Here is a 13848-nt window from a genome sequence, read left to right on the forward strand (position 1 = left end):
AGGCGATTATTGTTGGTGAACCTGCCCCTACGAGATATTGGATTGTGCGATCGCATATCTATCAATTTATATAGTCTAGTGAATCTTGGCTGGGGAGGGAGGGCAGGTTTATGAGATTGTCTGTTTTAGGCGATTATTGTTGGTGAACCTGCCCCTACGAGATATTGGATTGTGCGATTGCGGATCTATCATATTTTATATAATATTTTAGGGTGATTTAGAATCATTGAGATAACGATCGTAAGTTTGATAGCACAATTGCATCAATTTCTGAGGATAGCCGTTACTTTCGGCAATTAACTCCACAATTTCTGCCTCTGTAAAACTCACGGGTTTGTCAACAGGTGTTAACCAGTCAGCCTGGAGGCGACTAATAATAAATTCGCGGCTGATTTTTTCATCCCATTGCTTCAGATTTTCCTCAATGCAAATTCCTTTGAAAGGAGATGTCATATTTTTGTCTTGACTGTCAGGAAACAGTGTATCGAGAGAGGTGCAGGCGGCGACAACTAAACGCAATGGTGCATCGGTTCCCTCCGCCAAACCCCGCAATTGGCCGCGTACTTGGTTCGTAAATCCATCCCAGGTCATTTTCTCGACTTCATCTAAAAGCAACAGGAATCGGTGCGATTCTAGAGCCCGTTTTAGTTGATATCCTTTGACTGTCTCGATACCCGCTTCGCCACACAAAGCATCGTAAAAGTCATGTTCATCATAAACATTATTTAAGTTAAGGTAAATGGGTTGGCGCGGATGACGGAGTTCAGTTGGGGTTTCTCGGTAAAGGGCTTGTAGGAGGGAACTTTTGCCGATCGCCCTTTCGCCAATAATTGCTACACTACTACCACCATTCAGCGTCTCAAACACCCGCCGTATTTCTCGTTGTCTGCCAAAGAAAAATCGCGGATTGTCTATCTTGCCATGTTGGGGAATAAACGGATTGTTGTGGTTGGAATTATCAACTGCGATCGAAGAAACCGGGTTTTTCACCGAATCTATCGACTGCAACGAAGTATTGTCGTGAAAAAACCCGGTTTCTGGGCCCCGCGTAGTTGTATTGGGATTTGTAATGTCTTGCCAATCCAATCCTAAAGCCTTACAAATTCCAACAAAACACTGCGGGCTGACACGCTTCTGCTTGAAAAAATTATTAACTGTTTGAATATCAATACCTATCTTTAGACTTTTGTCTTCTCCCATTAAAACACGATCGGCTAAGTCTTTGCGACTCCAGCCTTTGTCTATGAGAGCTATTTTTGCTTTTTCGATTCCAGCCTCAGATGCTGCGATTCCCGCCATAGTCAAATTACAAACCTTTTAAGTATTATAACTGGCGATCGCGAACCAAACGCATCTTAAACGCATATCAAACTCATAGTATTTGAAACCCATACACACCTTGGCTTTCAAGGTTTTACCCTTTATGATTAAAACATCACCAATCAAAAGGTAGCAATTATGAAAGCTCAACCAAATATGACACCTGCTAAACCTAAATCTCCTAAAATGATTCGTAAAAATACCTCTCCTCAACCTCCCTCTCCTTTCGAGAAAGTCTTTGCAATAGTTGTCTGTATTACCTTACTTTCTGGAGGCGTGTCCTTATCGCTTAGTATGGAAGATCGGCTATCTCCGCAACAAATTCGCATTTTTGAGACTTGCAAGGATACTTGGAATATGGGTGTCGGTGCAATTTTCGGACTTTTAGGTAGTAAAGCAGATGATGATGAGTAATCTCTGATGGTTTATTTGCAAAAGTGCGATCGCCCTTAATGTCCAAAAGTGCGATCGCATTTAATCCCTCACCCAATTCCTCAAATTGTCCAATCTTCAAACCTCAAACCCGGTACTCGCTCAAAATCTCGCCGGTTCCGCGTCACCAGGATAGCATTTCTTGACATCACAACAGCAGCAATCCGTAAATCTTTTGTGCCGATGCGAATCTTTTGACGCACCAAATCTGTATAGCAATTGTAAGCATCGCGATCGAACTTCAACACATTCACACTGTTGAAATACTCTACTCCATCCAGAAATCCCTTATAACCCCAGATTACTCGCTCCGATTGAGAAGATTGATTGATCGCATTCAACCATCCCCGCATTTGTTCCTCAACGGTAATCACTGTTACTGCAATCTCTTCAGGATTAACCTGACTAACTCGCAGCTTTACCAGCGGATGATCGTTTTGAAAAAGCGTCAAACAATCCGTATCTAATACCCACAAACTCATTTTACTCCTATCTCCACATCAACTTGTGGGTAATCTGTTCCCATTTCCTCATCAAGGGTGTTGCGATCGGCTTCCATATAAGCAACCACCTCATCAAATAGCGGATTGTCTTTATACATTCCAGCAAACTTCATCCAAGGATGTTCCGGTTTGGGCGGTTGAATTGCCAAAGAAATGAGTTCGGCTTTCTCTAGCCGATCGCCCACAACTAAGCTAATATTGGTAATAACCTCTTCCCGGCTATTACCCTCTGCCTTACATTCTTCCCAACCCAAAGCCATCGCTTGATACTTTCCCTCTGTTTCCTGTTCGATCAGGATTGTCAAAGCTGGGCTATCGGGTTTTTGCTCTTGGATTTCTAGCGAAATGAATTCAGCTTTTTCTAAATGATTCGTCACAAGTTGGCTGAGATTTGCGATCGCCTCTTCGCGAGTATTTCCCTCAGCTTGACATTCAGGTAAACCCAATACCATCGCTTGATATTTTCCCTCTGTTTCCTGTTCGATGACGGCTGTCAATGAAAAGTTAGTTAATTTGTCCGACGACTTCAGTAATATTTTGGTAGTCATAATAGTAAATTCAAGTGAGAATTATATTGTTAATTATATCAACATCTTATATCATTTTCAATAAACCTTTTTGGCACGGGCAAGATGCCCATCCCACAAGAAAATTTACTCTTTGTGGAACAGGCATCTTGCCTGTTCGAGGTGATTGCAAAAAACTACGATAAAATTGACTCTTTGTGGAACAGGCATCTTGCCTGTTCCTAGAACCCCACAAGAAAAATGACTGTTTGTGGAACAGGCATCTTGCCTGTTCCTAACAAAGCCCTACAGACAAATTACGAATCGCGATCGAGCTTAAGCACAGCCATAAAAGCCTCCTGCGGCACATCCACAGTACCCACAGACTTCATCCGCTTCTTACCCTTCGCCTGCTTTTGCAGCAACTTCTTCTTCCGCGAAATATCGCCGCCGTAGCACTTCGCCAACACATCCTTCCGCAAAGCCGGAATATGTTCCGAAGCAATCACCTTAGCGCCAATAGTCGCTTGAATCGGCACCTTAAACTGGTGGCGGGGAATCAACTCCTTCAGTTTTTCCGTCAAGCCGCGGCCAACATTGTAAGCCTTATCCCGGTGCACGATCATCGCCAAAGCATCAACCGGATCGCCATTAATTAAAATGTCCAATTTCACCAACGGATTTTCGCGATAACCGATGATGTGATACTCCATACTTGCATAACCGCGCGATCGCGATTTCATCTGATCGAAAAAGTCCGTCACCACCTCCGCCAAAGGCAACTCATAAACCAACGTAGTCCGCCCCTGACTCAGATACTTCATATCCATAAAAATGCCCCGCCGACTTTGAGACAACTCCATCAGCGCCCCCACATAAGTTTCCGGCGACAGCATTTCTACCCGCACATAAGGTTCCTCAATCTTCTCCCGATATTGAGGATCTGGCAAGTGACTCGGATTGTCAATTGTTAACACTTCTCCCTTAATTGTTGTGACTTGATAAACCACAGAAGGAGCCGTAACAATCAAATCCAAATTGTACTCTCTCTCCAATCTTTCCTGCACAATTTCCATGTGCAGCAAACCCAAGAAACCGCAGCGAAAACCAAATCCCATCGCACTAGAAGTTTCCGGTTCGTAGGAAAGCGCCGCATCGTTGAGTTCCAGTTTTTCCAAAGCTTCCCGCAAGTCAGGAAATTGGTCTGCATCGATCGGGAATAAGCCACAAAAAACCATCGGCTTAGCCTCCGTATAACCAGGCCAAGGCTCCGGTGCAGGCTTTTTGACCAAAGTAATCGTATCCCCGACGCGAGCATCAGCTACCGCCTTAATTGCCGCGCCCAGATAACCCACTTCTCCCGCGTGCAGTTCGTCTACTTGTACTTGCGTCGGTGACAAAATGCCCAATTCATCGATGACATATTCCTTCCCCGAAACCATCAACAAAACCCGATCGCCCTTTTTGACACTTCCGTCCATCACCCGGAAATACACAATTACCCCGCGATAAGCATCGTAATAACTATCAAAAATTAGCGCCCGCAGCGGTTTCTCAACAGTATCCTGCGGCGGCGGCACCAATTCCACGATCGCCTCCAAAATATCATCAATACCAATTCCTTCCTTAGCAGAAGCCTCAATCGCCCCGCTACAGTCCAGACCGATAATTTCTTCAATTTCCCCTTTAACCCGTTCCGGTTCCGCCCCCGGCAGGTCAATTTTATTTAGAACCGGAATAATTTCTAAATTATTTCCCAAGGCAAGGTAGACATTTGCCAAGGTTTGTGCTTCCACGCCTTGAGATGCGTCTACCACCAGCAGCGCCCCTTCGCAAGCAGCGAGCGATCGCGAAACCTCATAGGAAAAGTCAACGTGTCCGGGAGTGTCGATCAGATTTAGCACGTACTCCTGACCGTCCTTGGCAGTGTAATTCATCCGAGCCGCTTGCAGCTTGATCGTAATGCCGCGTTCGCGTTCGAGATCCATATTGTCTAAAAACTGCTCCTTCATTTCCCGTGCCTTCACAGTCCCAGTCGCCTGCAACAGTCGATCGGCCAAAGTCGATTTTCCGTGGTCGATGTGAGCAATAATCGAAAAATTACGAATGCGAGATACAGGAACGTTTGTCATAAAACCTATCGGCAAAAGATTGACTTTTGTTATATTATAAAACTTCATTCAATCTACAGTCATTTATAGTCATTTAGAGACTTAAATAGAATTTAATTTTTTCTCGGTTGTGGGTTGACAAAGCCATTGTATTTATGCTATGTTCTATCGCCTCTCCAGCCTAGACGCCCTCCTCAGAAAAAGTTTTGTCTCTGTTGTTTTACAGAAAAGTCTGGAACAGTTGAGAAAAAGGCGATCGGCAGCATCCCGCATCAAACTTCCAGCCCAGTCGATTTGTTAGAGATTTTAGACTTCGGGGTGAGACTTCAACGAGCGCGAGCCTCGATTCGGAATACAGGAGAACGATTTTAGATTTACTGCACAACAGATTTGAGATTGGAGACAGCGACGTGAGACTTGAGCGAGCGCGAGCGTCGAACTCAAAAAAGAAGAGCGATTTTCAATTTACTGCACAACAGATAAATCTGGGAGATCGAGCAGGGGTCTAAAATTTTGGGCCGAGCACCACGATTGTCGGGCGCTTGTACCCATTTTTGGCGTCAGGTTACTCTACAGAGGCGGATAGCAAACTGAAAAATATTGGTGAGAAGTTGCTAGCGCTTGACAAGAAGCAGATAATTTGGTCAAATGACGGAAGCGGGGCGGCAAGGGTGTAAAAAATACAGGTTTTGAGCCGCTGTGCATCTCTACTAGGGATAAGGCATCACTTCCTTCAAAACACTTCCTTCAAAACAAAAAGGCGTAAATTCCTAGAAGGAATTGAAACTTAAGAATTAAAACTAGGATTTTTTAAGTATGAGCGAGTCAAGTATACACTCCCACAGTTCGTCAGAAAAAGTGGAACTATCTATCCATATAGATTCTGAACTGCTAGACCAAATTAAGCACTTGACAAATGACCCCAGCAAAGTCATTGAAACAGCAATCAAGCAGTGGCTCAGAGGCGAGCGTCGCGAAGACGATCAGGCTATGAGTTTGCGTCGCACCCCTCCTGTCCCGCCCCGCGGCGAATGGAACGACTGAGGTTGTCTCCTGTCTCGCCCTCCTACGGCGCGCACAAATCTGCTGGGCATAAAATTTCTGGGTGTGAAATTTAGATCGTCCGATCTCCGGCGAGATAACTCCGGCAGATTTCCGGGCGAAATACAGGTGGTTCGGAGCAATATTGGTTAAGTAGAAGGAGCTTTTCTATTGTGACGGCAAAAATGCGATCGCCAGTCCCCGACTTGAGTTTTTGGCAGCCTCAACTTTTGGCGGAATTTTTAAACTCGATAGTTAATATGTGCAGACTACTAATTCCTACATCTTAAGTTGTATTTTTAAATTACCGAAAACTGCTGACAACAAATAGTTTTGAGTTTTGAGTTGAGTTATAAATTAATTTTTTGGGAAATTATTGATAACTAAAAATGCTGTGGTAGAAGTCTAAAAGAGTTCTGAGTTTCGAGTCTCGACCTGTGAATCATTCATTAAAAAGCCAACTACTTTGCAGTCAATTAATATAGCCACCGTGCCCGATCGCGGGGAATTTATTAATTGCTAAAACTAATGCGCTCGATTGCATCTTCCATCTTCAATCTTGCATCTTCCATCTTTTTAGCTTGAGCGACTTATACGGCTTAGCCGAAGGAAGCCGCAAGGGCTTATTCCTTCTTCCTTCTGTTAACCCTTGTCTTGCGCGATCGGGCTCTTCTGTCAACCCAACGACCGGCTTTTCGGGCTCTTCTGTCAACTATCAACTGTCAACTCTCCACTCTTCCTTATTGCTTCTACCATAACTCACATCTTAATTATCAAAACCCAAAACAATTTTGAGTTTTAAATTTTAAATCAAAAACTCAATACTCAAAATCAGAATTACTTTTATCCCCTAATCTGATGGACTCTAACACAGATTTCCGGCGATCGAACCTCGCCTCTACAGCATTTTTTCAAGAGTTAGGGGCAGAATTAGTATTTACCCAAGACGCAAGGGGTCGATATCTGTCTTTTTACTGGCAAAAAGCCGAGGAGTACAACCTCACAGCAGAAGAAATTGTCGTTAGCGAAGCCCTCGAAGAGGATCGCCCCCTCAGCGAAACCCTGCAACCCATCGCCCCTGCACCTTATCTCGAACGCCTGCGGCGGGCGCTCGAAACCCTTGTCCCCCAAAGGTTTAGCTATCCATTTTGCCACGCCGAACAATATTTTCTCTTCGATTTGACAGTCACTCCGGCGATCGACTCCAATGGTAAAGCTACAAAAGTCTTAGTTATGGGCAGGCTGCTGTCGGACAAACCCGTACAATTGTCGGCAGATTCCCCAGAATTCATGGCATATCCAGCTTTGCCATCTTCCTCCGACGCCAGCCAACAAATGCTGTATCCAGCCAGCCTCATCGGTAGACCGCTCACTACCTACTCGGAAATCGATCGCAAAATTATCTCCCAAATCGCTCAAAACCTGCACAGAACCCTCGATTTACAGACAATTTGGCAGCAAACAGTTAACAGTTTGGGTGAAGTTTTGAACGCGAGCCGCTGTATCATCTGTTCCTCCAAAAAAGACAGCGAAAACCTCGAAATTTCCCCCTTCCCGATCTCAGAAAATCAGCAAAACTATCCAGATCTAGCAGCAGAATTGCAACACTCAATTGCCAGCGATGGATCGCCCCCGCTGTCTGCCGATCAAATCGAAAATCTCCAATCGAAAACTTTTAAAGTAGTAGCTGAGTACCGCCAAGAACCTTACTCTTCGATGCTGGGATTACAACTGCGCGCAGCCGAACAGCCGGGCTGGATTCAAACTTTAGCCACGTTAAAACCCGTAGCAGTCGATTACGCCTCCCCCATTGTCGATCGCTTCGATCGCCATTCCGTACTCGTAGCAGCTACCTTCTATGAAGACCAACCCAATGCCCTGATATGTTTGCACCGCTGCGGCAATTCCCCGAAATGGAGTCCTGTCGAACTCGAATTTGCCCGCGAGTTAGTCGCTCAAGTCGGCAGCGCGATCGCCCACGCTACACTTTACCAAGAATTAGAACAAGCCCGTGCCGAAGCCGTCGCCCTTTCCCAACTTAAAAGTCAATTTCTTGCCAATACTTCCCACGAACTCCGCACCCCCCTCAACGGCATCCTCGGTTTCCTGAAACTGGTTCTGGATGGCATGGCAGATGACCCCGAAGAAGCGCACCAATTTATCGAAGAAGCTTATCAATCGGCATTACACTTGTTCAATGTGATTAACGATATTTTGGATATCGCTAAAATCGAAGCTGGCAAAATGGAGTTAGACCTCGCTCCAGTCAAACTCGGCGAACTTTTGCAGCAAGTGGAGAACTTTACACGGGTTCAAGTGCAAGAAAAGCGATTGCAATTTCAAATCCAAACACCAGCCATCGAGGACGAGATTATTTTGTATGCCAACTACCAACGCCTGCTTCAGGTAATTTTGAACCTCACCGGCAATGCAATTAAATTTACCAAGGAAGGCGGAATTCGCATCAGTGCCGAAGTTATTAAGAAAAAAGTAACTGTTAACAACCAGGAGTTACCCGGAATTGTGAAAATCCGAGTTGCGGATACTGGCATTGGGGTTTCTCTAGACAAGCAATATAAATTATTTGAGTCATTTTTTCAGGTGGACGGCGCTCGTACCAGACAATACGGCGGCACTGGTTTGGGATTGGCTATTTCTCAAAAACTGGTAGAAGCCATGGGTGGCACAGTAAATTTTTACAGTATGGGGGAAGGACTCGGATCGACAGTTACTTTTACTGTGGTGCTTTATCAAGAACCGCTCTTGAAAAATTAATTATTGGTAATTGGTAATTGGTAATTGGTCATCGGTAATTGCTTCAGTTCTGGGTTATCCGAAGAGAGGAACGCTATCCATAAAAGCGATATCCGATCTATGAAAACTTTTGTGGGGTAGGCATCCTGCCCGCCCCAAAGATCAACTCATTTGATTAAAACTCTTGTGGGGTAGGCATCCTGCCCGCCCCAAAGATACAAACTAAATGCAAGACATTGTTTTTACCAGAAAGAATTGGTTGAAAGCCCCAAGTCTTTGAGGGAGAAATTAAAATCAGACTATTCATTACTCCAATCCTCTTCCTTCTAGGTAGAGGTCGCTCTCCTTCGGTCAACTGTCAACTATTGAAAGCTTATCCCAAGCGTATTGGATCGTCGCGACGTTCAAGGACGTGGGGAAACGAATCAGTTTCAGGGATTTGACCGATTTAACGGATAGATGTTGAGGCCAGAAGTCCGAGATCAGAAGCCCGAGCAAATCACCAAGAAGCAAAACTTGTCCGCAGCCAAAGGAGGGAATAAGCAAGAAGCAAGAAATAAAAAATAGCTATAGCTGTTCTCAACTTGGGTGTCTCGCCAGTTGTCTTACCACTTACCAATTACCACTTACCACTTACAAATTTGTATATCACTCAGTTGATTATGTCGGGATCGGTGTATCCCTGATTACAAATTCGCGCATAAAAATCATTGATAATTGGTGGTTTTCATAATAACACAGTTATATTGCCCGTCGCAGTATCAAATTTTACCTTGTCCGCCACCAATCTCCCTCCTTCGGTGTTTTCCACTCAGACCGATCGCCCCACCGCTGCCGAACCCACGCAGAATTCGCATCAATGGCATTGGGGGGGGTAGGACAACAGATCATCTCGCTCTGTCTCTTCGCGGCTCACACCTGCGAATAAACCCCCCCAAAAAATCGCTAACCTTACCAGAACTGAATGCCCACCCATAGGACTGATTTAACTTCCACAGCCCTATTGTAAAGTTATATTAAGAAAACTTGACGTTCTTAGTTTTATGTGAGAATTGTAAAGATATTGTAAAGATCCTTGCAATAGATAGTATTTTTTGACTAAGTGTGGGAACATTTAAGTGTAATTACGCAAACCTCTATTTGAACAGTTTGCGTCTGGCAAATTAAGTAAATTTCTGCTGTGTTGGTGGAGTGGTAGACTTTTGCCAGTCTAGTAGAAAGAGGGTTGCTATGAATCAGCAAGTATCAGCTCAATCGCAAAAACTTTTGCTCCAAATTGGCAGAAAGATTCGTCGAACTTTGGATCTCGATACCATTTGGCAACAAACAGTTAACTCTCTCGGACAAACATTAGGTGTCAGCCGTTGCATCATTTGTCCCTATCAAAGTTCTAGCCAGCAAGTCACAGTGGCTGCTGAATACTGCCAAGAACCATTTCTACCAATGCTGGGAGTGAAAATCTCGCTCACGTCAGCACCTCATATTACTCAAGCTCTAGAGACCCTAAAACCGGTGGTAGTAGAATCGTTAGGAGCCGACGATCCTTTTGAACGGCATTCGCTGCTAGTGGTCGCTACCGCTTATCAAGATAAACCTAATGGCATAATTAGCTTGCACCGGTGCGAGGGCGGATTGTCAGGGAATGATGGTAATGCCGATCGACCTTGGACTCAAGACCAGATCGAATTCGCAGAAGAAGTTGCGGATCAAGTCGGAAGTGCGATCGCCCTAGCCACCCTCTACCAAGAGCGCAGCCAGCGAACAAAAGAACTATCCCAGTTTAAAAAAGAGTTTTTGTCAACCGCATCCCACGAGCTGCGAACTCCACTAAATCACATCATCGGCTATCTACAACTAACTGTAGATGATATGGCCGACGATCCAATAGAGGAAAGAGCTTTTATCCAAGAAGCTCACCGTTCGGCTCTCCATCTTTCCAAGGTAATTGGTAATGTCTTAGATTCCATTCAGTCAAGTAAAGCTTGTCAGGCTCACGTAGAGTTAGATGCTTTGAGGAGTCAGCAAAAATCTCTAAACAAGTAAAGATGCAATTCCCGCATTCAAAAACTCGAATATTGATCGGGCACACAAGTCTTCTGCCTGGAAAATGTGACACTTGCATCTATATAGCAATATAGCAATACTAATTTATTTGCTAGTTCTAGAAAAATTTAAATCCTTGTTCAACAAGGAGTCTAGCCAGACAAAAAAGTTTTTATCTTGTGCCAATCCGCTCTGATTGCTATAGATTTTTTCAAGAACTTCGATAGCTGGTTACTAAATTATTTTTAGGTCATTAGGGTTGTGTCTAACACAGCATAGCAAATAATAAAGGTAGAATCAGGGTGTATTTATTATGATATTATGTGGGATCGATCGAATAGCTTTGTAGTGAGGAAGTCCGTACTAATAAAACTCAGAATACCGACTTCCTTACTACAAATCTGCAACGGCTATTTTACCGGAGATGATATCGCCAGCAGAAGATTGCTGCTTCGGACTTTTAGTGTTTTTAACTTATAGCCTTTCTCAAAAAGATGAGGTATGACTGACAGCTTATATAACCGCTTAAACCAAGAGGGCCCAAGCCCAACAACATCCGCGAATCTTTCTGAGAACCGCTATATGCTTGAGGGAATTAGTTATCCCCATCTTTTTTCTTGGTTGGCGGGCGGCTGACATAGCGGGCCCAAAAAGGTTCTTCCATATTTTTCAGGGATGCTAGTTTTTGGCGCTCATCTTCTATGCGCTTGCGTTCTGAAAGGTCAGAAAATATGTTGATACTGCCGACTGTCTCGCCGCCTACATCTTGTACGGGTGCGGCAAACAGCCAAAGGTCGATCGAACTACCGTCTTTTTTGGGCAAAGACACTTCCAAACCGTTTTCCGGTTTGCCATTACCCGCAGACTTCAGCAGCGCGTAAAAATCTTGCTTTTGTCCTTCAGGAATATTCGGCAATGGTTGGCCCAAAACCTCAGCAGCAGTCCAGCCAAAAAGTTCTTCGGCGGCGCGGTTCCAGACAAGGGTGCGGCCGTCATTGTCGGTACAGTTAATCGCCAGCGGCGCCGATGCAATCTGGGCTTGCCAAACTCTGTTAACGAGTTGCAGTTTCAATTCTACTTGCTTGCGATCGGTAATTTCCTGACAAGCGCCCCACAAACGAACAACCCGCCCTTCAGTTTTGTCCCACACGGCTTGCCAGCAGTCCCGCACCCAGCGCACACCACCATTTTTGTTAACAATTCGATACTCATTGACTCCCATACCTCTAGAAGTACAGCCTTCTAATTGTTTAATTAACATTTCCCTATCATCAGGGTGAACGATATCTGAACTCCACCAGCCCGAGGCAGTTAATTCTTCAGGGAGATGACCGCTCACGCGCGCCAAAGCTTCCGTTACCCACTCACAAACAAAGTTACCGTTGGGAAGTGCCTTGAAAGAATAGGCAAAATCCGAAGTAATTTGTGACATAATTTTGTAGTGCCGTTGCGACTCCAGGAGTGCGCTTTCTGCTTGCTTGCGTCCCTCAATTTCCCGGGAAGCAATCAGAATTCCCTGTACGCTAGAATCGTGAAGCAAACTATTGCCGATCGACTCCAAGTAGATCCAAGAACCGTCCGCGTGGCGTTTGCGATATTCGATCGGCTTCCCAACTCCAGGAAATTCTAGCAACTTGCCAAAATATGCCTTCCAACTCAGCAAATCGTCTGGATGGATCAACTCGCCATGAAACTTGCCAATTCTCTCTTCTGGCTTGTAACCCAAAACTCTCTCTAGCGCTGCGCTGTGATATCGGACTCGCCCGTCGGAGCCAACAATAGTAATTATATCTGGAGAATTACGGAGCGCAGCCTGAAGTTTGGCTTCGCTTTTAGTTAATGCTTTATTATCCCGGCGGTGCTGGTTGATTTCTTCGTTCAACTGCTCCTGTAGCTTTCTGAGTTGCGCCGCTTGCTGGGCGACAGTGCGTTCCAAAAGACGATTTAAATTTTCCGCCTCAACTAACTTTGCCGCGTTATTTGTCGCACTTTCAAACTGGCGGCTGGTTGCCATTTCTTGCAAAGAAGTTGACAGAGTTTCCACAGTTTTTATTAAAATTGCCTGTTGGGGAGGTGGTAAATGCTTAACTTGTTCCTGCAACGTTTCTAGGTATTTGTAAATTGTTTCTAGCATTTTATTAATTAGGGAATCTAATAGTTGCCACAGGTGAAAACTCTAAAAAGCGGACAGAAGTTTTTTTTAAGATAACCCATAACTAAGAGTGATGTATGGCGATCGATCGCGATCTTAATCACCAGTCATTGCGTGACTTTATTTTGACATCATAGCAACTGAGACTGAAAGTAATTTTTTGTGGCGGTAAAGTTAATAGCCTAGCGTCAGCACCCCATTCGGGAACCTGCGAGAGTCGGCAACCCGCCCCTGCCGTCAATGCAGGGCACAGGAGCGGTTACGCTAAACTAGATGGGTGTAAATAGAAAGAGAGATTTATGACAGAGCCAGCCAACGCTCGCGATTTGTTTCGCGCTGCTTACGAACACCGTTACACCTGGGATGCCAACTTTCCCGGTTACAGCGCCGATATTGAACTCAAACAAGGCGACGAAGTATATACGGGTCATGTTTCCATTAAACCAGACATGACAGTGGAAGTCAGTGGCATTGCCGATGAGGAAGTAAAGCAGAGCGTTTACACTCAAATGCGCGATATTGTGACTCACCGGAAGCGATCGACATTTGAAAAATCCCACGGCAAAAACAGCTTCACCCTCGGCGAGAAGGACAGTACCGACGCTGTGGATATTTTAGTGCAAGGCGACTCAATGGGCTCGAATTATAAAATCCGAGGTCTGTCAATTTGTCAAGTCAGCCGGGTGATGGGTCGCATGGCTTTCGTCATTGACACGCACAAAAGCTTAGAGACACCCGAAGGTTCTTTGGCTAGTCATTACGATGCCGTTTTTCGCAACCCCGAAACCAACGAAATCACCAGAGAACTGGAATTTGAAGATACCTTTGACAAGATAGGCGACTATTATGTCATGACCAAGCAAGTAGTGCGATCGAAAGAAAAAGGTCAACTGACAACAACCGAGTTTAACTACTCCAACGTCAAACTGCTAGAACCAGCAGTAGTCTAGGGTTATACCCTTTTCGAGTTGCGCGTTGAAGATTAA

General features: G+C 44.8%; 10 protein-coding genes. 5 read left to right on the top strand and 5 right to left on the bottom strand.

Features of this window, described 5'->3' with window-relative positions; all coding sequences use genetic code 11:
- Positions 1 to 207: 207 nt before the first annotated feature.
- Positions 208 to 1299, bottom strand: a complete 1092-nt coding sequence (locus tag JGK11_RS05465) for an ATP-binding protein (RefSeq protein WP_293210886.1) — start codon at positions 1297 to 1299, stop codon at positions 208 to 210.
- A 159-nt stretch (positions 1300 to 1458) separates the two neighbouring features.
- Between JGK11_RS05465 and JGK11_RS05470 the strand changes: the two genes are divergently transcribed.
- Positions 1459 to 1734 (top strand): hypothetical protein, encoded by a 276-nt coding sequence (locus tag JGK11_RS05470; RefSeq protein WP_293210888.1) that lies wholly within the window; start codon positions 1459 to 1461, stop codon positions 1732 to 1734.
- An 80-nt stretch (positions 1735 to 1814) separates the two neighbouring features.
- Here JGK11_RS05470 and JGK11_RS05475 read toward each other — a convergent pair whose 3' ends face one another.
- The 3 genes from JGK11_RS05475 to lepA all read right to left on the bottom strand — a co-directional run bounded on the left by JGK11_RS05475 (position 1815) and on the right by lepA (position 4893).
- On the bottom strand, positions 1815 to 2234 hold the full coding sequence (locus JGK11_RS05475; protein ID WP_293177042.1) for a type II toxin-antitoxin system VapC family toxin: 420 nt from the start codon (positions 2232 to 2234) through the stop codon (positions 1815 to 1817).
- A complete protein-coding gene (locus JGK11_RS05480) occupies positions 2231 to 2803 on the bottom strand; it encodes a type II toxin-antitoxin system HicB family antitoxin (RefSeq protein WP_293177040.1) in 573 nt (190 codons plus the stop codon). Before JGK11_RS05480 ends, JGK11_RS05475 begins: the two co-directional genes overlap by 4 nt.
- 275 nt (positions 2804 to 3078) lie before the next feature.
- Positions 3079 to 4893 (bottom strand): translation elongation factor 4, encoded by a 1815-nt coding sequence (lepA, locus tag JGK11_RS05485; RefSeq protein ID WP_293177038.1) that lies wholly within the window; start codon positions 4891 to 4893, stop codon positions 3079 to 3081.
- A 795-nt stretch (positions 4894 to 5688) separates the two neighbouring features.
- Between lepA and JGK11_RS05490 the strand changes: the two genes are divergently transcribed.
- The 3 genes from JGK11_RS05490 (at position 5689) to JGK11_RS05500 (ending at position 10710) form a co-directional block, all read left to right on the top strand.
- Complete coding sequence (locus tag JGK11_RS05490; RefSeq protein ID WP_293146178.1) at positions 5689 to 5916, top strand: type II toxin-antitoxin system CcdA family antitoxin; 228 nt, start codon at positions 5689 to 5691, stop codon at positions 5914 to 5916.
- A gap of 855 nt (positions 5917 to 6771) precedes the next feature.
- Positions 6772 to 8688 carry a GAF domain-containing sensor histidine kinase gene (locus JGK11_RS05495; RefSeq protein ID WP_293177036.1) on the top strand — a complete coding sequence of 639 codons (1917 nt, stop codon included), beginning with the start codon at positions 6772 to 6774 and terminating at the stop codon, positions 8686 to 8688.
- 1209 nt (positions 8689 to 9897) lie between these two features.
- The gene (locus JGK11_RS05500; RefSeq protein WP_293177034.1) at positions 9898 to 10710 is read left to right on the top strand and encodes a GAF domain-containing protein; all 813 of its coding nucleotides are present in this window, start codon (positions 9898 to 9900) and stop codon (positions 10708 to 10710) included.
- 595 nt (positions 10711 to 11305) lie between these two features.
- Here JGK11_RS05500 and JGK11_RS05505 read toward each other — a convergent pair.
- Positions 11306 to 12844 carry a PAS domain S-box protein gene (locus JGK11_RS05505; protein ID WP_293210890.1) on the bottom strand — a complete coding sequence of 513 codons (1539 nt, stop codon included), beginning with the start codon at positions 12842 to 12844 and terminating at the stop codon, positions 11306 to 11308.
- Positions 12845 to 13161: 317 nt separating this feature from the next.
- Between JGK11_RS05505 and JGK11_RS05510 the strand changes: the two genes are divergently transcribed.
- Positions 13162 to 13812: a DUF3386 domain-containing protein gene (locus tag JGK11_RS05510; RefSeq protein WP_293177030.1), complete on the top strand. Its 651-nt coding sequence runs from the start codon at positions 13162 to 13164 to the stop codon at positions 13810 to 13812.
- Positions 13813 to 13848: the final 36 nt, after the last annotated feature.

It is taken from the genome of Microcoleus sp. PH2017_34_RAT_O_A (assembly GCF_020737885.1).
Classification (GTDB): Bacteria; Cyanobacteriota; Cyanobacteriia; order Cyanobacteriales; family Microcoleaceae; genus Microcoleus.